The sequence below is a fragment of the Vibrio sp. 10N.261.51.A3 genome (assembly GCF_041471965.1).
Taxonomy (GTDB): Bacteria; Pseudomonadota; Gammaproteobacteria; order Enterobacterales; family Vibrionaceae; genus Vibrio; species Vibrio crassostreae_C.
The window spans coordinates 143,723-166,593 of the sequence record NZ_JBFRPK010000021.1; the positions used below are offsets into that span (position 1 = coordinate 143,723).

Genomic DNA, 22,871 nt, shown 5'->3' on the forward strand with positions numbered 1-22,871 from the left:
TGTGCCTTGTTTGTTGATTATCGCTTAGGGTTAGAATTTAACTAACGCAGAACCCCAAGTGAAGCCGCCGCCAAATGCTTCAAGTAGAAGCGTTTGACCACGTTTAATTCGCCCGTCGCGAACAGCCTCATCTAGGGCCGTTGGTACGGTAGCTGCTGACGTGTTGCCGTGCTTATCAAGAGTAATCACTACTTGATCAAGCGACATCGTCAGCTTTTTAGCGGTTGCCGAGATAATACGGTAGTTCGCTTGGTGTGGAACTAACCAATCAAGCTCTGACTTATCCATATTGTTCGCCGCTAAGGTGTCTTTAACTAGCTTAGAAAGCTGAGTTACCGCCACTTTAAATACTTCGTTGCCCGCCATGTGCAGCCATTTGTCTGCATCACCGCCGCGCTCTGGTACTTCTAGGCTTAGAAGCTCACCGTATTTACCATCAGAGTAAATATGAGTAGACAAAATACCTGGCTCTTCGCTTGCGCCTACAACCACCGCGCCTGCTGCATCACCAAATAGGATGATAGTAGAGCGGTCAGTCGGATCACAGGTTTTTGACAGTGCATCAGCACCAATTACCAAAACGTTCTTACACATGCCAGTCTTGATGTGTTGATCAGCAACAGACAGTGCGTAGACAAAACCAGAACACGCTGCAGCCAAATCAAACGCAGGGCAGCCTTTGATACCAAGCTTGCCTTGTACCTGACATGCCGAAGACGGGAATGTGTGGCTACTGCTGGTTGTCGCAACGATGATTAAATCAATCTCTTCTTTGTCGATACCTGCCATTTCAATGGCATTTTCAGCAGCGTAAAACGCCATATCAGCAACGGTTTCGTTTTCCGCTGAAATACGACGCTCTTTAATACCCGTTCTAGCAACGATCCACTCATCGCTAGTCTCTACCATTTTCTCTAAGTCTGCGTTAGTACGCACCTGAGATGGCAAGTAGCTGCCAGTACCTAAAATTTTGCTATACATGAAGACTAATAATGCCTCTCGAGTAAAACCGCTTCCAAACGATCGCTAATGCGGCTGGGGACTTGTCGTTTGACCTCGTGTACTGCTTCACCAATCGCGTTGACGACTGCAGACACATCAGCACTTCCATGACTTTTAATGACAATGCCGCGCAATCCTAACAAACTTGCGCCGTTATACTGGTCGGGGTTCAAGGTTTTTAATTCAGTAAATAGCTCAGAAAACAGCATTCTGGCTATCCAACCCTTTATTGTTGAAGCCATCATGCGCGTTTTTAGCTTATCAATAAAGAGCTGAGCCGTACCTTCGCACGTTTTTAAGCAGACATTGCCCACAAAACCATCACATACGACGACATCAGCAGCATCTTGAAGTAATTGATTACCTTCAATATAGCCTATGAAGTTCACAGACTGAGTATTAGACAACATTTCAGCGCATCGTTTTACAAGGTCATTGCCTTTAATTTCTTCTGCACCGATATTCAAGATAGCGACACGTGGTGCACGACCTAAATGTTGTTCTGCTAATGCACTGCCCATGACAGCAAACTGAAACAGTGAATCTGCGTCACTAGAAACGTTCGCCCCTAAATCAAGCATCCATGTGCGATTTCCGGATGCAGTAGGCAAAGCTGAAACCAATGCAGGCCTATCAATACCAGGAAGAAGCTTGAGTCTGAAACGGGATAAAGCCATCAGTGCGCCAGTGTTACCACCACTCACACAAGCATCAGCCTGTGATTCGGCAACCAGATCGATAGCGGCACGCATAGAGCTACCCTGACTATTACGTAAGGCTAGTGAAGGTTTTTCAGAATTGGAAATGACTCGATCACAATGCTGGATACTCAAACGAGAATCAGGCATTCGACCTAATGAAGATAATTGAGATGTGATCGCGTTTCGATCACCTATTAGAATGACTTTTAGCTCTGGGAAATACGACAGTGCCTGCACGGCGGCAGGCACTGTTACACGAGGACCGAAGTCCCCGCCCATTGCATCAAGCGCAACGGTTAGATTTTGCAAAGGTCAACCTTACTTGTTGATAACCTTTTTGCCGCGGTAGAAACCTTCGGCAGTCACGTTGTGACGTAGGTGAGTTTCACCTGAAGTTGCGTCTACAGAAAGTGCAGCTGTAGTTAGCGCATCGTGTGAACGACGCATGCCACGCATTGAACGTGATTTCTTGCTCTTTTGTACGGCCATTGACCCTACTCCTATGTAAATTCTTAAAGAAGCAATTACTTCTTTAAGCTTTTTAAAACATCAAATGGATTCGGCTTTTTGTCTTCCTCAATTTCTTCAGGAAGTTCACCAAACACCAAGTTATTTGAGTTAACGCTACATTTCGCATCGTCGTGCATTGCTATTTGTGGCAATCCAAGGATGAACTCGTCTTCAACTAATTGAATCAGGTCTAACTCACCGTACTCGTTCAGATCTACCAAATCGTACTCTTCCGGTGCTTCCTCTTCACTTTTCTCACTGTAAACAGGAGTATAAGTAAATTGGACATCGCACTCATGTGCGAAAACCTCATTACAACGTTGACACTCTAAATCGACTTCGACGTTAGCTTTACCAGAGATAACGACTAATCGTTGTTCATCAAGCCCAAATGACATTGAGACTTGCGCGTCACGTTTTACGCCTTCAGTTGCTTCAGTTAAACGCTTCAAAAGACTGACCTGAATGATACCATCCATATCGAGTCGTTTTTGAGCCGTTCTTGCCGGATCAACTGTACGCGGTATTTTTTCCTTTTGCATAGGGCGCGAATCTTATCTTCCAAATCGTGTTTAGTCAAAGGAAATGGCAAAAAAAATGTACTTTCCTGCCTTTCCTATTCAGAGCATTATGAATAGCAGGACAAGTTACGTTATCCTGAGATAAATGCTTCCTTGAATTGTAAATTAAAATGAGAAATTACCAACTAGTTTTAGCCTCTACATCACCATTTAGGCAAGAGATCCTCAAAAAACTACAGTTAAGCTTCATTACAGCCAAGCCAGACTGCGATGAAACGCCGCTTCCAGAAGAGACACCACAACAGTTGGTGATGCGCCTTGCTGAGACCAAAGCTAAGTCTTGTGTTGTGGAGCAACCTAGCTTAGTCATCGGTTCTGATCAGGTTTGTGTGATTGATGGAGAGATCATAGGTAAGCCTCACACTCGAGAAAAAGCGATCGAGCAGTTATCTCGTCAAAGCGGCAAGAGCATTACTTTTTATACTGGGCTTTCGGTTTGGAACAACGAGACCAATGAAGCTGACACGCGTCTCGACACCTTTGTTGTGCATTTCCGCGATTTAACTAAGCAACAGATCATGAGTTATGTCGAGAAAGAACAACCTTATTACTGCGCGGGCAGTTTTATGTGTGAAGGGTTAGGCATCGCGTTGTTTAAACAGATGGAAGGTAAAGATCCAAATACTTTGATCGGCTTACCGCTGATCGATCTAGTCGATATGTTAGAAGCGCAAGGAATGGGTGTACTATAACGGATACGCTCTCTTTGTTAGAGATTCCCTACTCCTTCCTTCGTCAGTCTAGGGAATGGCGGAACACGCAATTTTATCTAACCAACTAATGATATAGAGCGTGATTTTAAAAAGTCGTCATCCTCAAGGGCGAGGAACGAGCGACTTGGGGATCTTCTACAACAGATGAAAACAAAAAAAGTTGACGATATTCGTCAACCTTTCTCATTTATGGATACTGAAGAACAAATTTAGAGGCACTCTATACCTTCGTATCTCGTATCTTCTTAAAGCTTACGTAAACCAGTTAGGGCTTTCTCTAGCCTTCTTTCCATTGGCGCCGAGATATCCATCTTCTCTTCACTACCTGGGTGTGTGAACTTGATGTTTGCTGCATGTAGGAACAGACGATCAAGACCAACCTTACCCGTGTAAGCGTCAAAACGACGATCACCGTAGCGATCATCCCAAGCAATTGGGTGACCAGTATACTGAGCGTGCACACGAATTTGGTGTGTTCGGCCTGTAATTGGGCTTGCTTGAATCAACGTCGCCTCTTGGAATTTTTCTAAAACCTTAAAACGGGTTTCAGAAGCTTTACCATTCGGGTTAACTCGAACAATGCTGTTCACTTCATTTTTCAACAAAGGTGCGTTGACGACTTTGCAGCTGTTCTTCCATTCGCCCATAACTAAAGCGAAGTAGTATTTTTGAACCGTTTTTTCACGGAACTGTGCTTGAAGGTGTCTTAGCGCCGAGCGCTTCTTAGCAACAAGCAAAATGCCAGACGTATCTCTATCGATACGGTGCACTAATTCAAGAAAACGAGCATCAGGGCGAAGAGCACGTAATGCTTCAATCGCGCCAAATTTTAATCCGCTACCACCATGAACAGCAGTGCCAGACGGTTTGTTAAGAATTAGCATGTGATCATCTTCATAAATGATGCACTGTTCTAATTCTGAAACCTTGTTGAGTTTCGTGCTCGGCACGTTCTCTTCTGTTTTCTCTTCAATAGTAACCGGAGGGATACGAACTAAATCGCCAGCTTTTAGTTTGTACTCAGCCTTAATGCGTTTTTTATTTACGCGGACTTCGCCTTTACGCACGATTCGGTAAATCATGCTTTTCGGGATGTTTTTTAATTGGTTGCGTAAGAAGTTATCAATACGCTGACCAGCCATATCTTCGTCAATGTCGACAAATTGGACTTGGGTTCTAATTTCGCTCATTGCGCTATTGTATCACTGTCACTTTTGATAATTGAGATTTTCTTAGCCCTATTCCGAACTTATTTATCCCTAATCCTTACCGATCTATCCCAAAATGGTCGCCGAAGTTCTATATTTCTTTGATTCTTCGAACAAAAAAGCACCAAGATTCCTGCAAATTAAAATATCAATTGATAAATTATTTATAGACAGTGAGTTAGAGCTATCAAAACCCAAACAAAAACTGTTTTTTTTACAGCATTCCGACAAAGCAGATTGCTGTGTTTACCGACCGCTGCTATAGTTCACAGCTGCTATCAGTGGTTTGACTATTATTTAAACAGCTAACCATTCATAAGCAAGTAAATGAGTAGATAACTCAGATTAGACAGTGCTGCAATCGGCGTAAGACACGGTCAACTGAGTTCCTTATTGCTCTACTCACGTACACTCATGTTGAGTATTCACCGCCACATCGCGGATCATAGGCTAACTCCCTATGATGACTGACGTGCCCCAGAGCATCCCTCTCCAGCCGGGAGGCTGCACCGATAAAGCCATGGGATCTGGCACCATGAGAAACGAAATAAAGCGATAAGAACAATGATGAAAATAAGAAAAGACAATGAGAATTTCTAAATGAAAAGAATGTTAATTAACGCAACTCAAAAAGAAGAGTTGCGTGTCGCTTTGGTTGATGGCCAACGACTGTTCGATCTAGATATCGAAAGTCCAGGTCACGAGTCAAAGAAAGCGAATATCTACAAAGGACGTATTACCCGTATTGAACCAAGCCTAGAAGCGGCATTCGTTGATTACGGCGCAGAACGTCACGGTTTCCTCCCTCTTAAAGAAATTGCCCGCGAATACTTCCCTGAAGGTTATACATACCAAGGCCGTCCTAGCATTAAAGAAGTGCTAAAAGAAGGTCAAGAAGTAATCGTACAAGTAGAGAAAGAAGAACGTGGTAGCAAAGGTGCTGCACTGACAACTTTCATCTCTTTGGCTGGTAGTTACTTAGTTCTTATGCCTAATAACCCTCGTGCTGGCGGTATTTCTCGTCGTATCGAAGGTGATGAACGCACTCAACTGAAAGCAGCATTAAGCACTCTTGAGCTTCCTCAAGGTATGGGCTTAATCGTGCGTACAGCGGGTGTTGGCAAAAGCGCAGAAGAGCTAGAGTGGGACCTGAATGTTCTATTGAACCATTGGGGCGCTATCAAGCAAGCTTCTGATTCAAATGCAGCTCCTTTCCTAATTCACCAAGAGAGTAACGTTATTGTTCGCGCAATTCGTGACTATCTACGTCGTGATATTGGCGAGATTCTAATCGACAGCAATACTATTTTTGAACGTGCACAAGCGCACATTCAATTAATACGCCCAGATTTCATGAATCGCGTTAAGAAATACGATGGTGAAGTGCCACTATTCAGCCATTACCAGATTGAAAGCCAGATCGAATCTGCTTTCCAACGTGAAGTTCGTCTTCCATCTGGTGGTTCTATCGTAATCGACCCAACAGAAGCACTGACTTCTATCGATATCAACTCTGCTCGTGCAACAAAGGGCGGCGATATTGAAGAAACAGCACTTAACACTAACCTAGAAGCTGCCGATGAAATTGCACGTCAATTACGTCTACGTGACCTAGGTGGTCTTGTTGTAATCGACTTTATCGATATGACCCCGGTTCGCCACCAACGCGAAGTAGAAAGCCGTCTACGTGATGCCGTTCGTTTAGATCGCGCACGTGTTCAGATTGGTCGTATTTCTCGCTTTGGTCTTCTAGAGATGTCTCGTCAACGTTTGAGCCCATCACTAGCAGAAGCAAGCCACCACATTTGTCCTCGTTGTACAGGTACTGGTGTTGTTCGTGATAACGAATCTCTAGCACTTTCTGTTCTACGTTTGATTGAAGAAGAAGCTCTAAAAGACAACACAGCACAAGTACTTGCTGTTGTGCCTGTTCCAATCGCTTCTTACCTTCTGAACGAAAAACGTCGCTCAGTAAACCACATCGAGAAGAACCAAGAAGTTAAGATCACTGTTGTTCCTAACTCAGACATGGAAACGCCGCATTTTGAGGTTATCCGTGTTCGTGAAGGTGAAGAGTTCGATCTACTATCTTACTTGCTACCTAACAAGCTAGAAGCTCTAAAAGAAGCGGAAAGCAAAGAGCCTGCTGAACAGACTATTCGTCCTAAGAAGATCGAAGAACCTGCTCTGAAAGGCTTCGCAGCTCCTGCTCAATCAGCACCAACTCCTGCTCCAGCACCTAAAGCTGTAGAAGAGAAGAAAGCTGAACCAGCAGCGACTCAAGAACCAGGCCTAATTGGTCGTTTCTTCAAAGCTATCGGTAGCTTCTTATTTGGCTCTTCAACTCAAGAAGAGAAAAAAGAAGAAGAGAAGAAAGAAGAAAAACCTAAAAACAATCGTAACAACGGCAACCGTCAACGCCGTGATCGTAACGATAACCGTCGTCGTAACCAACGTGGTGAGCGTGGCGAACAGCGTAACGACCGTGGTGAACGTGGTGACAATCGTAACGAAAACCGTGACAACAAACGCCGCCGTAAGCCAGCTCGTGATGAGAAGCCTGAAGAGCAAAAAGAAGCAGCTCCACAGCAAACTCGTCAGCCTCGCAAGCCTAAGCAAGACCGTCGCAACAAGCCACGTGATGAGCAGAAGCAACGCGAAGAGCAAGCACCATCTAAATTAGCAGAAGAAGGTCTACAGCTAGCAGCAGAAGCACAAGCTGGTAAACCGGAAGCGCCTAAGGCTAAACCTGAAGCGAAAGCAGCTAAGATTAAAGAGCGTCGTCAGCGTCGTAAACTGAACAAGCAAGTTCGTGTTAAAGACCAACAAGCTCAAGCTAAAGATAACGCTTCAAAAGAGCAGGTTGCTGCTAAAGAACTATCTGTTTCAAAAGAACAGTCAGTAGCTCAAGAGCAAAAAATTGCGGAACAAATAGAAGCAACTCAAGCGAATGCAGAGCAAACTGAACAGGAAGAGCCGAAACAACGTCGTAACCGTCGTTCTCCACGTCACCTACGTGCAAGTGGTCAACGTCGTCGTCGCGGTCGTGATCGTCGCCCTAACCCATTCCGCCTACGTAAAGGTGGTGTAGCTTCTCCAGAGATGGCTATGGGTAAAGTGATGCCTCGCTTCATTCCAAAACCTCACCACAAGCAGGCAAAGCCTGAAGTGGCTGAAGTTCAAGTAGCAGCTGAAGCTCAAACATCTGTTCAAGAGCAGAATGTTGCTCTAGAGACGGCACCACAAAGCAACGTAGCAATGACTGGCGGCTTCGCATGTCCAGAGCTTGCAATGGGTAAAGTTATCATCCGTCGTGAAGATGCTGCTGTTGAAGCTCAAGTAGCTGAGACTCCTGCTGCAGTTGAAGCTCCTGCAGTCGTTGAAGAAGCACCAGTGGTTGTTGAAACCGCGAAAGTTGAAGCTCCAGTGATTGCAGAAGCGACGAAAGTTGAAGCGCCTGTTGTAGCAGAAGCTGTGCAAGCAGAAGCAACACCAGTTGTTGAAGCTGAAGCGCCTAAAGCTGAAAGTGCAAAAGTTGAAGAAGCACCTGTTGTTAAAGCAGAAGCTCCTAAAGCGGCACCAAAGGCAGCTGTTGCTAAGAAGCAAGCCGGTTCACCAATGACTAAAGCTCCTGGTCCTCAAGAGATCAAAGAGATTGAAGTGATTGCAGCTCCGTTCCGCACTGAACGTTTTGTATCGAAAGGTGCAGGCAGTCAGGCAGCGTCGAACAAAGCTGGCGCGGCGATGACTAAGCCAAACTACTAGTGATTACTGATAGGTAATCGCGAGTAAATAGAATCAAAGGCTGCTTATTAAAGCAGCCTTTTTCATATCTACTAATCGAATAAAAATTAACAGATATATTACTCAAAGTTAGGTTCAACCTTGAACTTAATCACATTTTTGGGTAGCATTCGCGCACTTATCTTTTCGACACTTCGCTATTGCCGCTCTTTTCCATCACTGTTTGGCTACGCAATACACCCGTGTCGGTAAATCCATCTTAAGCATAGCTGAGCAAACATGTTCGAATTCCCACAATTTTCAAAGCACTCTGTAAAGAATGACGTGCTTTCAGGTCTTACAGTAGCCCTGGCTCTGGTACCTGAAGCTGTAGCATTCGCCTTTGTTGCTGGCGTTGACCCAATGGTTGGTCTTTATGCAGCATTCATCGTAGGTTTAATCACTTCTGTCTTTGGCGGCCGTCCAGGTATGATTTCTGGCGCAACCGGCGCAATGGCCGTTGTAATGGTGAGCCTAGTGGCAACCCATGGTGTTCAATACCTATTCGCAGCCGTTATGCTGGCTGGCCTTCTGCAAATTGCAGCAGGTGTATTTAAACTAGGTAAATTTATCCGTATCGTTCCACACCCAGTAATGATTGGTTTCGTGAACGGTTTGGCCATTGTTATCTTCCTAGCTCAACTTGGTCAATTTAAAGCGCCAGACGTAACAGGTGCGTTGACTTGGTTACCAAGCGGTCAAATGACACTAATGCTAGGTCTAGTAGCCCTTACAATGGCTATCATCCACTTCCTACCTAAGCTAACAACAGCAGTACCATCTTCATTAGTTGCTATTGTTACAGTAACGGCTTTGGTTGTGGGTCTTGACCTTGAAACTCGCACTGTTGTCGACTTCCTACGTACAATGTCTGGTGACGAAGCTGCTACGCTAGCGGGCTCTCTTCCAACATTCTCAATTCCTGCTGTTCCGTTTTCTTTAGATACACTACAGATCATCCTGCCTTACGCAATTATCCTTGCGGCTATCGGCCTGATTGAATCTCTGCTGACACTGACAGTACTAGACGAAATGACAAACACTCGTGGTCAATCTAACCGTGAATGTGTTGGTCAAGGTATGGCTAACGTAACGTGTTCTGTATTCGGTGCGATGGGTGGTTGTGCGATGATCGGTCAATCGATGATCAACGTAAACTCAGGTGGTCGTGGTCGTCTTTCAGGTATCGTCGCCGCAGTTGCACTACTGATGTTCATCCTGTTCGGTTCTGCACTGATTGAAATGATTCCTCTAGCAGCACTTGTGGGCGTAATGTTCATGGTTGTTATCGGCACATTTGAATGGGCAACCTTCAAGCTTGCGCGTCGCGTTCCTAAACAAGACTTCTTCGTTATCGTTCTTGTTACCGTAGTAACAGTACTGACTGATCTTGCTGTGGCAGTAGGTGTTGGTGTTGTCGCTTCTGCGCTAATGTTTGCTTGGCAACATGCTAAACACATCTACGCAGATACATCAGTAAACGCTGAAGGCTCAAAAGAGTACAAAGTTAACGGCCCAATCTTCTTTGGTTCAACGGCTAACTTCCTAGAGTTGTTTGACGCATACAACGATCCACAAGATGTAATCGTTGATTTCGCAAACTCACGCGTGACTGACCACTCTGCAATTGAAGCGATCGACACGATTGCTGACCGTTACGCGGCGCTAGGTAAAACACTTCACCTTCGCCACCTAAGCCAAGACTGTGTTGCTATGCTGCACAAAGCAGGTAGCTTAGTTGAAGCGAACGTTGCAGAAGACCCAATCTACAAAGTAATGTCTAAGTAATCTTAGCTGTAGCTTTAAGTTAGATTTAGAGAGGCCGACATTCAATGTCGGCCTTTTTTATACCTATCGGTCAGCCCTTACGCTGATAACAAAACGACGTACATTGTTCCTACACTACATCGAACGCAGTATCGCTTCGCTAGACTCTTCGATTAAATCCAACACCAATTCAAAACCATTTCCCTCACCATAATACGGATCGGGGATCTCTTGATATTGTGACTCTCCAAAGCTCAAAAATAATGCGAGCTTGTATTGGAGGTGAACTGGGCATTGGCTCATTAAGTCGTCTAAATTCGCCCTATCGGCCGCGAGTATCAGGTCAAATTCTTCGAAGTCATTATCTACCACTTTACGAGAAGTAATCCCCTTAAAGCTGTAGCCTCGCTTCTCTCCTGCAGATTTGGATCGCGAGTCTGGCGGGTTGCCTTGATGAAAACCAATCGTCCCCGCAGAGTCGACCACAACATCAATATCCAGCTGTTGCGCTTTCTTCCTTAGCACCGCTTCACCTGTTGGCGAGCGGCAAATATTCCCCATACAAACTACGAGTATCTTTTTCATCCCTAATCACCTGTTCTTCCGATGGTTTTTGCTATCGTTAAGTTAGGCTATGATAGACGCAATCACAACTTAAAAGGATTTGTTATGTCGACTGAAGACAACAAAGAACAACGCCACAAAGCAAGACAACAGAAAGTAAAAGAACAAGTCGATGCACGTGTCGCTGCAGCACAAGAAGTAAAAGGCCTATTGCTGGTCATCACGGGTAACGGTAAAGGTAAATCAACATCCGGTTTTGGTACGATTACACGTGCAGTTGGTCATGGTAAGAAATGCGCCGTTGCTCAGTTTGTTAAAGGTACCTGGGATAACGGCGAAAAAAACGTTCTGCAAAAGCTTGATGTCGAGTTCCAAGTCATGGGCACAGGCTTTACTTGGGAAACTCAAAACAAGGCTCAAGATATTGAAGCTGCACAGCGTGTATGGAAAGAGTGTCAGCGCATGCTGGCTGACGAGTCGATTGATGTGATTCTGTTTGATGAGCTGACTTACATGGTGAGCTACGGTTACATCGAACTCGATGAAGTGGTTGAGGCGTTGAATAACCGTCCGAAAATGCAGTCTGTCATCATTACAGGTCGTGGCGCGCACCGTACTCTTACTGAGATAGCAGATACAGTATCTGAAGTTCGCAATGTGAAACACGCTTTTGAATCTGGTGTTAAAGCGCTACAAGGCGTTGACTGGTAATCACCTTCAACCAGAGATCCCCGACTCGGTCATTCTTCCCTCTCGAGGATGACGACCACTAGGCCGTTACGCTCTTGAACAAAGGACGACGGCCTATCGTCATTCCCTAGAGCGAGGGACGAGTGTCATAGGGAATCTCTCGAAAGTATTATAAGCATCCAAACAAAAGCGCCACTCCTACAATAGGAATGGCGCTTCTTTTATATACGAGTTAAAAACGTTTAGTTAAAGAAACCTTTCAATAAACCATCTACGGCTTCTTTGGTTTTCTCGTCTTTGATCTTGTCCGTTAGCTTGTTCACACCACGGTCAATTTCTTTCTGTGCTTTCTGTTTCAATACATCATCAAAAACAAGTGCAAATTTCGGGGCTGCCCACTGACCTGTTACCTTAATTGGGATAGTCACATCTTTCAGGTCGTCGATGCTCTTACCGCCCTGACCTTCAAGTGAACCCACAATTGATGTACGCACAAGGAAGTCGACCGTTTCATTGATGAAGTTTGCTTTACCTTGACCTGTCACACGTAACAGTGGCGACTGTGCTGATAAGTCGTTAGTTGAAACCCAACCTTTATCCACTTTCAGCGTCGCTTTCATTGCACTGAAGTCCGTTTTTTGAGCTTCATTTGTGCTTTCAACTTTCTCGCCCTTGATCTTAGCGTAGTTTTCTCGAATCAGTTGAGCTACGTTGATGCCGTTAACTGCACCATCTTCAAAGTTAATCGCGATAGTACCGACTAGGTTTTTCTTGATACCCGTCGGAGTTAGACTCTTACCTTTCACGTTGACATCAATATTACCGGTACCTTCCAGCATATCGTTATCTGCAACATCAACCAGTAACGGTTGTACTTTCACGCCTTTGATTTTCTTCTTAGCCGTGTAAGTCGCTGGTGTTTTACGAGCGTCTAACTTTGCAGTAGCAGAAATAGAACCTTGGTAAAGATTCGAGGTGAATGAGGTTAGCTCTGCGATACCACGGTTAACCGAAAATGCGGTTTTAACATTCTGCATCTTCGCGTTGTTCGCCTTGAACTTATCAATCGTGATGTCACCTTTCACGTCTAACGTTTTCAGAGCCGACAGATCAGGTTCCACTTCTTTAGCTGGATCTGAACTACCAGAACTTGACGTTGAACCACCAGCAGAACCAGAAGGCGCTGTGCTCGCTGTTTCTGTTGTATTGCCTAAGCCTAAGAATTCATCTAAATCAATATTCGGGCTATGAAGAGAGAAACGAACCTTTGGTATTTCAGATAGGATTACGTCTGCTTTACCGTCTAATGCAATAGCGTTAGCTTGTAGCTTCTCTAACACAAAGCTCAGGTGGCTCTTGTTAAGATCGAAGCTTAAGTCAGACAGCATGTCGACTTTCATTGGAGACTGAGGAAGCGTGTCGCCTTTGAATGTTGAGTCTAACGTTAACTTGTTCAGCGTTACTTTTGAAATCGCGTTATCAACAGTAAGTTCACCGCCACCTTTAAGATCAAGGTCAAGGCCAGCTGCATTACCGATTACAGCGTAAGTCAGTTGGTTTACCTTATCGAACTCAAACGTATTCAAGCCAATTTTTGCTGACTCAATCGACGTCGCTGGATCATTGAACTTAGCGTTTAAGTCGATATTACGAAGTGCGTAACTTGCAAAGCCTTCAGCTAATTTGAATTCTGCACTGCCTTGTGCAGAGAACTTCTGTTGATTGTTCTCACCAGAAGCCGCAAATGTCGCGGTTGTCCATGTATCAACGGCAAACTCAGAAAGATTCAAAGACACATCGTATAGCTTAGTGAATGAACCCGCTTGCTTGTCGTCCATTTCAAACAATGCGTTTGATACAGTTACGCCTGCAAGGTTGATCGTCCAACCCGATGCGTCTGTGGTAGTTTGCTCTTGAGGGGCAGGCGCTGATTCAGAACTTGTGCCTGCTGCAGGCTCAGATTCTTGAGGCGCTGACGCTTGCGTTAGTGCATCAATGTTCTTGCGACCATCTTTAAGCGTTTCTAAATAGAATTCTGCACCATCTAGAGTAATGTTGCCGATCTCTAGTTGGTTGCTAAATAGCGGAGTAACCGAAACGTCAACGCCAACGGTATCAACCTTAAATAGGTTAGGTTGCGTAAAACCTTCAGGGTTGCGTAATTCAGTTTGACCAAGTTCAAAGCCAATGGATGGGAAGAATTGCCAGCTGATATCACCCTCGATCACTAGCTCTAGGCCTGTGTGTTTTTGGGCTTGTTCGACAATTAATGGCTTAAATTGGTTGGGATTCACTAACAGCACTAGTGCCAGAATTGCTGCAACGACAACAAACACTGGTACAGCTATGAAAATGAGTAGTTTCTTCATCCGCATATTCCTTGCTTAGATTCCAAAAGAAAGTGGCACTATAAAAGTGCCACTGATTCGGTAAAAAATAAAGCTAAGTGAGTCACTTAGGCAAAATTTTATTCGATTAAGACTTCAACAACTTCGCAATGTGCGCTTTTAGCACATCAATCGCAATACGGTTTTTACCACCACGAGGAACGATGATGTCTGCATGTTGTTTTGAAGGCTCGATAAACTGCATGAACATTGGACGTACTGTTTCTTGGTATTGCTTAAGTACAGTGTCCATTGTACGACCACGCTCTTCTACATCACGCTTAACACGGCGTAATAGACAGATGTCTAATGGTGTATCCATAAACACACTTGCGTGCATTAGTTTACGAAGACGCGGGTCTGTTAGAAGCAGAATACCCTCTAAAATGATCACTTTCTTTGGAGTAAGTGTAGTCGTTTCAGAAGTACGTGTGTGCTCTGTGTAGCTGTATTCAGGAACTTCTACGGCGTTGCCACTCATTAGCTGCTGTAGATGTTCACATAAAAGATCATGATCTAGTGCATTTGGGTGATCGTAGTTAGTTTTAACACGCTCTTCCATACTCAAGTGGCTTTGGTCGCTGTAATAGCAATCTTCCGTGATAACACCAATTTGATGGTCGCCTACTTTTTCGCGCAATTCATTATAAATTGTACTAGCAATCAGACTTTTTCCTGAAGCTGAAGCGCCAGCGATACCTACGATGACACATTGATTATTATCAGACATTAATTTTGCACCCGATATGGTTTGGTGGTGGGAAGAGATAAACCGCCTGATTATAGGGGCTAAAGCACATAGATTCTAGTCGCCATTTTAGCTAATTGCAGTCAAATTGATGATATCAATGCATTTAATGAATGCAATCGTTTGCTTTCAAATAACTTGCCTACAACTATTTGCACAAGCCCAATGGATATTGACTTAAATCCACCGCTGTTTATCTAATCCAAACTATATTTAAACGACTTTGTGATTAACTTGCGCTATTCAACCATAGATTCGTTATTCAACCATAGAGAAGTTAATCGCTTCTGGTCTCGCCTTGCCGGTCCAGAACATCTTCGCAGCCACATTCTCTGCAAGCTCTAAGTAGTGACGTGTATGTTCACTATCTGGACGACGAATCACCGTCGGGCAACCTGCATCGATATCTTCTCGCACATCAATATGAAGAGGGATCTGTGCCAAAATATCGAGGTAAAACTCTTCTGACATAGCTTCGGCACCACCAACACCAAAGATATGCTCTTTCTCACCACAGTGACTACAAATATGATAGCTCATGTTTTCAACTAAGCCTGCGACTGGCACACTCACCTTATCAAACATCGCTACGCCTTTACGTGCATCCGCTAGCGCCAAATCTTGAGGAGTGGTCACCACTACAGCCCCGGTCACTGGGATCTGTTGCGATAACGTCAGCTGAATATCGCCCGTGCCCGGTGGCATATCAATAACTAGATAATCCAACTCTGGCCATACGGTTTCGTTAACAAGCTGACCTAAAGCCTTGGCCGCCATTGGACCGCGCCAAATCGCAGCGTCATCTTTCGACACAAGATAACCGATAGAGTGAGTGAAAATACCGTGCGCTTCGATTGGCATCATCCACTTGTTATTCTGGACTTCTGGTTTCGCATCTAATTGGCCAAGCATCATAGGTACAGAAGGACCATAGATATCCGCATCCAACAAACCCACTTTTGAACCAGACTTAGATAAAGCCAAAGCAAGGTTGACTGAAGTGGTCGATTTACCCACCCCACCCTTTGCAGATGTCACGGCGATGATGTTCTTCACCCCCTTCAATGGTGTCGCAACCGTGGTTTCTAACGCAGACGGCTTCACCTTCACTTCAAACTGAAAAGCGCTAACAAGCTGTTGTTCAATCTGAGAGTGAATCCACTGTTCCAATTCAACCGCAAGCTGATTAGCGGCAAAAGGTAAGGTGATAACAAATGATCCACGCGGATCAACCGATACAATATTTTGGTGTAGCGCCCACTCTGGGATGAGGATTGGTGACTCGAACTCATTCAACCATGAACAGAAATCTTGCTTAGAAGTAAAGTTACGCATTGGGACTCCTTTTTTTATTTATGCTATCACCCACGAGATGAAGACTGAACCCCTAAAAAACTAGGGGAATCCTTAGTCTGATACCTTGGCGTATCACACGTTATAAAGTAGTATTACCTCTCAAATTTATACCTATCAAAAAAGCGAATTATTAAGTATGGCAACTGATCCAAGACAACTTTTGGTAACTTGTGCGCTTCCGTACGCTAACGGCTCTATTCACCTTGGCCATATGCTTGAGCATATCCAAGCTGATATCTGGGTTCGATACCAGCGTCTACGTGGCAACACTGTAAACTTCATCTGTGCTGACGATGCTCACGGCACGCCAATTATGCTTAAAGCTCAACAGATGGGTATCACGCCAGAAGAGATGATCGCTGCTGTTAGTGAAGAGCACCAAAAAGACTTCGCTGGCTTTGATATCAGCTTTGATAACTACCACAGCACACACAGCGAAGAGAACCGTGAACTGGCTTCTCACATCTACTTAGAACTTAAAAAGAACGGCTTCATTTCTAGCCGCACTATTTCTCAGCTTTTCGATCCTGAGAAAGAGATGTTCCTACCAGACCGCTTCGTAAAAGGTACTTGCCCTAAGTGTAAGTCAGAAGACCAGTATGGTGATAACTGTGATAGCTGTGGTGAGACATACAGCCCAACTGAGCTAATTAACCCTAAATCAGCGGTTTCTGGCGCAACTCCAGTAATGAAAGACTCTGAGCACTTCTTCTTCGACCTACCTCAGTTCGAAAGCATGCTTAAAGAGTGGACTCGTTCTGGCTCTCTACAGAATGAAACTGCAAACAAAATGCAGGAATGGTTTGAGTCTGGTCTGCAACAGTGGGATATCTCACGTGATGCACCTTACTTCGGCTTTGAAATCCCAGGCGAAAAAGACAAGTTCTTCTACGTATGGCTAGACGCACCTGTTGGCTACATGGCTTCTTTCAAGAACCTATGTGACAAACGTGACGATCTAAACTTCGATGAATACTGGAAGAAAGACAGCACAACTGAGCTTTACCACTTCATCGGTAAAGACATTGTTTACTTCCACAGCCTATTCTGGCCAGCAATGCTAGACGGCGCAGGTTTCCGTAAGCCAAACAACGTATTCGTACACGGCTACGTAACAGTGAACGGTGCGAAGATGTCTAAGTCGAAAGGCACATTCATCAAAGCAAGCACGTACCTAAACCACCTAGACCCTGAGTGTCTACGTTACTACTACGCTGCGAAACTAAACAGCCGCATCGATGACTTAGATCTTAACCTTGAAGACTTCACCCAACGTGTAAACGCTGACGTAGTAAACAAGATTGTTAACCTAGCTTCTCGTAACGCTGGCTTCATTACTAAGCGTTTTGAAGGCAAGCTAGCTGCTGAATTTGCAGAGCCTGAGCTATACAACGAATTCGTTGCTGCTGCTGAGCGTATCGGTGAACTATACGAAACTCGTGAATTCAGCCGTGCTATCCGAGAAATCACTGCACTAGCGGATAAAGCTAACCAGTACATCGACGAAAAAGCGCCTTGGGTTCTTGCAAAAGAAGAAGGCAAAGAAGCTGAGCTTCAACAAGTTTCTTCTGTAGGTATTAACCTATTCCGCGTACTGATGGCTTACCTGAAACCAGTGATGCCAGAGCTTGCAGCTCGCACTGAAGCTTTCCTAAACGAAGAGCTAACGTGGGAAGCGATTGCTACTCCGCTAACTGATCACGAGATCACTAAGTTCAAAGCGCTATTCAACCGCATTGACCCTAAGAAAGTGGAAGCAATGGTTGAGTCTTCTAAAGAAGATGCAGCCGCTGAAGCAGCAGCGAAAGAAAAAGCAGAAGCTGAAAAAGAGCAAGCAAGCCAAACTGAGCTAGACAAAGAGCCAATCGCAGACGAGATTGAGTTCGATGCCTTTGCAGCAGTAGACATGCGTATCGCTCGTATCATCTCTTGTGAAGAAGTACCAAAAGCGAACAAACTACTGAAGTTCCAACTAGACATCGGTGGTGAGACTCGCCAAGTATTCTCTGGTATCAAATCAGCATACAAACCTGAAGAGCTAGAAGGCAAGCTAACTGTAATGGTAGCAAACCTAAAACCTCGTAAGATGAAGTTTGGTATGTCTGAAGGCATGATCCTAGCAGCGGGCCCTGGCGGCAGCGACCTATGGATCCTTGAGCCACACGAAGGTGCTCAACCTGGTATGCGTGTAATGTAATTCTGACTCCAGTCAGATAACAAGCACCCATCACTAAATCCCTAATGCATTTTTGACTTGAAAGAGTTAATCAGCATTGGGGATTTTTTATATCTACCGAAAATTAGCGTTCTCTGTTAGAGTCGCCGTCAACTATGCTATGTAGAGTAGAAATTGGTTCGTCGACAAAAATAGGCTAAACCAACACCTCTTTACTCTAAAACCCTTTTTAGGAATCCCCAGTGACTAACAACGAAATCTTGCGTCGTATTCAACACGCACTAAACCTTAAAAATGCACAAATCATCAAAGCTATCGAACAAGCTGATGTGACTGTTGCTCATGACCAAGTGATTAACTGGCTAAAAGATGACAACGACAAGTCATGCTCTAAGATGAAAGATAAAGAGTTAGCGGTATTCCTAAATGGTTTCATCAACCTTAAGCGTGGCAAAAAAGAAGGCGAGCAACCTAAACCTGAAGTTGCACTGACGAACAACATGATCTTCATGAAGCTTCGTATCGCATTGAACATGAAAGCAGAAGATGTTTTGGACGTACTAGAAGTGGTTGGCATTAGCTTGAGCAAGTACGAAATCGGCGCTTACTTCCGCAAGCCAGAAAACAAAAACTACAAAGTGTGTGAAGACCAACTACTTTGCGATTTTCTAAACGGTGTGCAATTTACCAACCGTCCAGACTCAGAAGAGTTTACGGGTTAAGTTACTACTCCTAGATAAATTTTAAGTTGCTACACATAGATAAATTACTCGTCATAGGTAAGTAACTGACCCACTGATAATTTTCTAGTAACGACAGATAAATAAAAAGCGGCGAGATAATTGAATTATCTCGCCGCTTTTTCGTTTTCTTTACGTCACTGACTAAACAGGAACAACAATAGTAAACCTATGGCTTAGCTGTCGTCTTCAGTGAAGTTCGTCGGCAATGTCGTTTTCATTTCATTCCAAACTTGTGCACTTGCGATACCGTAGTTACGAATCACTAATGGCAAAGTTTCGCGCTCGCCACTTTCACAGATAATGAACAACTCTTTATAAAAGTCCATCGCTAAACGTCGTGCTTCTGGGTTAGAGAAGTAGTAGCTACCGATACGGTCATAAAGTTTACGCACACCGTTAAAGATCAGGCCGTAAATCTGGTTGCCTGAGTGGAATGCCAAACGTTGGAAAAGCATGTAATCATAGAAGTTGAAAGTCTTCGCGATTAAGATCGTCTGACGTTTCGCTTCATCTTTTTCTGAATCTTCTTTTACCGCTTGTTTGATCTTGTCAGCGTATGGCGACGATTCTAGGAACTCATCCCAAGTTGGTGCCGCAAGTAGCGCTTCACAAGATTCAATCACGTTACTGATAGTACGCTCTGAAGCTTCTTTGTTTGCTTTGAATGCATAACGCATAAAGATCGGGCTGATATTAGTACGAGCAGCAAGCAGGTCTTCTACCATTTTGCTTGCGTTATCAACGTCCAACGTCATTAGCGTATCAAGGATATGAAGACCCGAGGTTTCCATAAACTGGTTAACTTTAGTTGGTTTGCCATGTTGGATTGTCAACCAACCATCACGAGCAAGACGTTGTAGTACTTCACGAAGCGTAGTACGTGTAACACCAATCAGCTCAGAAAGCTCACGCTCTGCGGGCAAGATAGAACCTGGAGGGAAACGGCCATTCCAAATACTTTCAATGATATACTTCTCTGCAAATCCTGCCGGGCTCTTCGCCTTAATGACCATCTACACTTCAATCCAATTTAATTATTCTGTTCTAATTTACTCATCATACCACTAGTTCACACCTAGCGGAAACACCCTCAAAAATTTTACTCACCCTAAACACCGTTAGAGTTATAACTCTAAAGTTCAGCACACGTTTGCACCTCAGGTTTGTAAAGCAAGCGACTCTAAACCACCATTTAAACAAACCGTTAACACAACAATTTTTCTTTAAAATCAATGGGATTGGTCATATTTTTAAAGCTATTAATTTGCAATATTAAGTTGTAATAATCATATATAAGCCGTCGTTATTCTGTAATTTTCAATCATTTCGCTGAAATATTGATTCTAGTCGGTTTTTATCACATTTTAAGTGGTATGCTTGCGCTACTTTGATCGCGTTTCTCAACAAAAAAGAGGTATTTTTAGGGCTACAGGGCTTTTCCTGTTGACTAAATGTTATCTAAGAGTAAAGTTGCGCTCAAAAATAAGCAGTGCTTGAGTTTCTAAGGGAGTGACTTGGCAAGACCACAGAACATTACATGGAATGTAGTTTTTCTAAGTCACTGTTAGTTATAGTTTTTAACAATTTCTATAGCTCGATTCTCAAAATGTTGTATTGCTTGTCTATTCATAATCAACATAAAAGAGTATTAACATGCCGATGTCTCTCGGAAACGCTTTTATCAAGAACTTCCTTGGTAAAGCTCCTGATTGGTATAAACTTGCCATCATTTCCTTTTTAATCATCAACCCGTTTGTTTTCTTCCTAGTTGACCCATTTGTTGCGGGCTGGCTATTGGTGGTTGAGTTTATTTTCACTCTAGCTATGGCTCTCAAATGCTACCCACTTCAACCGGGTGGTCTATTAGCTATTCAAGCAGTCGCCATTGGCATGACCAAACCAGAAATGGTTTATCACGAGCTGCAAGCAAACCTTCCTGTATTACTCTTGCTCGTATTCATGGTTGCTGGCATTTACTTCATGAAAGAACTGCTTTTGTTCATTTTCACGAAGATCTTGCTTGGCATCCAATCTAAAATTTTACTCTCCGTTGCCTTCTGTGTTGCTGCCGCTTTCTTATCAGCATTCCTAGATGCACTAACAGTAATCGCCGTAGTTATTAGCGTTGCGGTCGGCTTCTACTCTATCTACCACAAGGTTGCATCAGGCAAGGGCACAACGTCTTCGCACGATCATACTCATGATGAAGAGATCTCAGAACTAACTCGTGATGACCTAGAAAACTACCGTGCTTTCCTACGTTCACTGCTAATGCACGCTGGTGTGGGTACAGCACTGGGTGGTGTAATGACCATGGTAGGAGAACCACAAAACTTGGTAATTGCTAAGCAAGCAGGTTGGGAGTTCGGTGAATTTATCATCCGTATGCTGCCAGTAACACTACCTGTTTTCTTCTGCGGTATTTTAACTTGTACACTTGTCGAGAAATTCAAAGTGTTTGGTTACGGTGCTCAACTACCAATGAATGTTCGCCAAATCTTAGTTGAGTTTGACAACAAAGAACGTGCAAACCGCACAAAGCAAGACGTAGCAAAACTATGGGTTCAAAGTGCAATCGCAGTTTGGCTTATCGTCGGCCTTGCACTTCACGTTGCTGAAGTAGGTTTGATTGGCCTGTCTGTGATCATCTTAGCTACAGCATTTACGGGTGTTATTGAAGAACACTCTATGGGTAAAGCCTTTGAAGAAGCGCTGCCATTTACTGCACTTCTTGCCGTTTTCTTCGCTGTTGTTGCTGTGATCATCGACCAAGCTCTATTTAAGCCAGTCATCGATGCAGTACTTCACGTTGAAGATAAAGGCGCACAGCTCGCACTATTCTATGTGGCCAACGGTATCTTATCGATGGTGTCAGATAACGTGTTCGTAGGTACGGTTTACATCAACGAAGTGAAAACTGCACTGGTTGAAGGCATCATCACTCGTGACCAATTTGACCTACTTGCTGTTGCTATCAACACAGGTACTAACCTACCTTCTGTTGCTACGCCAAACGGTCAAGCTGCATTCCTATTCTTATTAACATCGGCACTTGCCCCGTTAATTAGACTGTCTTACGGCCGCATGGTTATCATGGCTTTGCCATATACTATCGTACTGGCTCTTGTTGGCCTTGCTGGTATCGTGTTCTTTGTTGAGCCGATGACCGCTTGGTTCTACGATGCAGGTTGGATCATTCAGCGTACTGGTGAGGTTGTCGCTCCAGTGATTTCTGGTGGTCACTAATCCGATTTTGTGTTGCGAAACACAATAAGTGTATCTAACTAATCAAAAATATTAGTTGATTAGGAAACTTATCCAAGATAAAAAGCTCTGAGTATTCAGAGCTTTTTTATTTTATAGACGGGATTAAATTCGTGAACTTTTTTGCAATGCTCAAAGACTTCTCTAAGGGACGTTTATCTTGGCTTTTACTACTGGCTTTTATTGTCTTTTTTGAGGCATGCGCTCTCTTCTTTCAACACGTGATGATGCTTGGCCCTTGTGTGATGTGCATCTATGAGCGCGTTGCTATGCTTGCTATCGGTGTCGCTGCAATGATTGGTGCTATTGCTCCGAATAACCCGATATCACGTTGGTTAGGCCTTGCTGGTTGGGGATTTGGCGCCTACAAAGGTTTGACGTTGGCTTTAGAGCACGTCGATTACCAGTTTAATCCGTCTCCTTTCGCAACCTGTGATTTATTCGTTACTTTCCCTAGCTGGGCACCTTTAAACCAATGGGCTCCGTGGATGTTTGAAGCTTACGGTGACTGTAGCAAGGTGGTATGGCAGTTCTTAGAGCTTTCAATGCCTCAATGGCTAGTGATTATCTTTGCGGGTAACTTGGTTGCTTTCGGTTTTGTGGTTATATCTCAATTTGTAAAATCGAAAAACGATTGACACTAGATCATCCAAATTAGAACAACAAAAAAGTCGACCA

General features: G+C 44.0%; 18 protein-coding genes. 8 read left to right on the forward strand and 10 right to left on the reverse strand.

All coding sequences use genetic code 11. The annotated features are described in order from the left end of the window. Window positions 1-30 precede the first annotated feature (30 nt). Genes AB4371_RS05835 through yceD form a run of 4 tightly spaced genes read right to left on the reverse strand, consistent with a single transcriptional unit; the run spans window position 31 to window position 2,755 of the window. Window positions 31-981 (reverse strand): beta-ketoacyl-ACP synthase III, encoded by a 951-nt coding sequence (locus AB4371_RS05835; RefSeq protein ID WP_017054985.1) that lies wholly within the window; start codon window positions 979-981, stop codon window positions 31-33. A gap of 5 nt (window positions 982-986) precedes the next feature. After that, the gene (gene plsX, locus AB4371_RS05840) at window positions 987-2,012 is read right to left on the reverse strand and encodes a phosphate acyltransferase PlsX (RefSeq protein WP_017062152.1); all 1,026 of its coding nucleotides are present in this window, start codon (window positions 2,010-2,012) and stop codon (window positions 987-989) included. Between the two features lie 9 nt (window positions 2,013-2,021). Then, on the reverse strand, window positions 2,022-2,192 hold the full coding sequence (gene rpmF / locus AB4371_RS05845) for a 50S ribosomal protein L32 (protein WP_004737376.1): 171 nt from the start codon (window positions 2,190-2,192) through the stop codon (window positions 2,022-2,024). A gap of 35 nt (window positions 2,193-2,227) precedes the next feature. Next, window positions 2,228-2,755, reverse strand: a complete 528-nt coding sequence (yceD, locus tag AB4371_RS05850) for a 23S rRNA accumulation protein YceD (RefSeq protein WP_017062153.1) — start codon at window positions 2,753-2,755, stop codon at window positions 2,228-2,230. 149 nt (window positions 2,756-2,904) lie between these two features. Between yceD and AB4371_RS05855 the strand changes: the two genes are divergently transcribed. Continuing rightward, a complete protein-coding gene (locus AB4371_RS05855; protein ID WP_017062154.1) occupies window positions 2,905-3,486 on the forward strand; it encodes a nucleoside triphosphate pyrophosphatase in 582 nt (193 codons plus the stop codon). 266 nt (window positions 3,487-3,752) lie between these two features. On the opposite strand, the gene rluC is transcribed toward AB4371_RS05855, so the two are convergent. After that, window positions 3,753-4,697 carry a 23S rRNA pseudouridine(955/2504/2580) synthase RluC gene (rluC, locus tag AB4371_RS05860; RefSeq protein ID WP_017054981.1) on the reverse strand — a complete coding sequence of 315 codons (945 nt, stop codon included), beginning with the start codon at window positions 4,695-4,697 and terminating at the stop codon, window positions 3,753-3,755. A 618-nt stretch (window positions 4,698-5,315) separates the two neighbouring features. On the opposite strand from rluC, the gene rne reads away from it, so the two are divergent. Both rne and AB4371_RS05870 read left to right on the forward strand, forming a co-directional pair. Further along, complete coding sequence (gene rne / locus AB4371_RS05865) at window positions 5,316-8,480, forward strand: ribonuclease E (RefSeq protein WP_372149244.1); 3,165 nt, start codon at window positions 5,316-5,318, stop codon at window positions 8,478-8,480. Window positions 8,481-8,738: 258 nt separating this feature from the next. Beyond that, window positions 8,739-10,286, forward strand: coding sequence for a SulP family inorganic anion transporter (locus AB4371_RS05870; RefSeq protein ID WP_017062156.1), 1,548 nt, complete (start codon window positions 8,739-8,741; stop codon window positions 10,284-10,286). Between the two features lie 114 nt (window positions 10,287-10,400). On the opposite strand, the gene AB4371_RS05875 is transcribed toward AB4371_RS05870, so the two are convergent. Beyond that, on the reverse strand, window positions 10,401-10,850 hold the full coding sequence (locus tag AB4371_RS05875; protein ID WP_017067202.1) for a low molecular weight protein-tyrosine-phosphatase: 450 nt from the start codon (window positions 10,848-10,850) through the stop codon (window positions 10,401-10,403). Between the two features lie 84 nt (window positions 10,851-10,934). Between AB4371_RS05875 and cobO the strand changes: the two genes are divergently transcribed. After that, complete coding sequence (cobO, locus tag AB4371_RS05880; protein ID WP_017062158.1) at window positions 10,935-11,540, forward strand: cob(I)yrinic acid a,c-diamide adenosyltransferase; 606 nt, start codon at window positions 10,935-10,937, stop codon at window positions 11,538-11,540. A 221-nt stretch (window positions 11,541-11,761) separates the two neighbouring features. Here cobO and AB4371_RS05885 read toward each other — a convergent pair whose 3' ends face one another. From AB4371_RS05885 to apbC, 3 genes are all read right to left on the reverse strand, one after another. Then, the gene (locus AB4371_RS05885; RefSeq protein ID WP_372149247.1) at window positions 11,762-13,888 is read right to left on the reverse strand and encodes an AsmA family protein; all 2,127 of its coding nucleotides are present in this window, start codon (window positions 13,886-13,888) and stop codon (window positions 11,762-11,764) included. Between the two features lie 106 nt (window positions 13,889-13,994). After that, entirely contained in the window at window positions 13,995-14,636 is a 642-nt protein-coding gene (gene udk, locus AB4371_RS05890; RefSeq protein WP_004734002.1) for a uridine kinase, read from the reverse strand. Window positions 14,637-14,912: 276 nt separating this feature from the next. Next, window positions 14,913-15,989 carry an iron-sulfur cluster carrier protein ApbC gene (apbC, locus tag AB4371_RS05895; protein WP_017063474.1) on the reverse strand — a complete coding sequence of 359 codons (1,077 nt, stop codon included), beginning with the start codon at window positions 15,987-15,989 and terminating at the stop codon, window positions 14,913-14,915. A 157-nt stretch (window positions 15,990-16,146) separates the two neighbouring features. On the opposite strand from apbC, the gene metG reads away from it, so the two are divergent. Both metG and AB4371_RS05905 read left to right on the forward strand, forming a co-directional pair. Then, on the forward strand, window positions 16,147-18,207 hold the full coding sequence (metG, locus tag AB4371_RS05900; RefSeq protein WP_372149249.1) for a methionine--tRNA ligase: 2,061 nt from the start codon (window positions 16,147-16,149) through the stop codon (window positions 18,205-18,207). 221 nt (window positions 18,208-18,428) lie between these two features. Further along, window positions 18,429-18,908: a DUF1456 family protein gene (locus AB4371_RS05905; RefSeq protein ID WP_016783812.1), complete on the forward strand. Its 480-nt coding sequence runs from the start codon at window positions 18,429-18,431 to the stop codon at window positions 18,906-18,908. Window positions 18,909-19,102: 194 nt separating this feature from the next. Here AB4371_RS05905 and fadR read toward each other — a convergent pair whose 3' ends face one another. Then, complete coding sequence (gene fadR / locus AB4371_RS05910; protein WP_017062161.1) at window positions 19,103-19,942, reverse strand: fatty acid metabolism transcriptional regulator FadR; 840 nt, start codon at window positions 19,940-19,942, stop codon at window positions 19,103-19,105. Between the two features lie 640 nt (window positions 19,943-20,582). Here fadR and nhaB point away from each other — a divergent pair. Both nhaB and dsbB read left to right on the forward strand, forming a co-directional pair. Next, a complete protein-coding gene (gene nhaB, locus AB4371_RS05915; RefSeq protein WP_372149252.1) occupies window positions 20,583-22,175 on the forward strand; it encodes a Na(+)/H(+) antiporter NhaB in 1,593 nt (530 codons plus the stop codon). Between the two features lie 146 nt (window positions 22,176-22,321). After that, entirely contained in the window at window positions 22,322-22,831 is a 510-nt protein-coding gene (gene dsbB, locus AB4371_RS05920; protein WP_032545975.1) for a disulfide bond formation protein DsbB, read from the forward strand. Window positions 22,832-22,871: the final 40 nt, after the last annotated feature.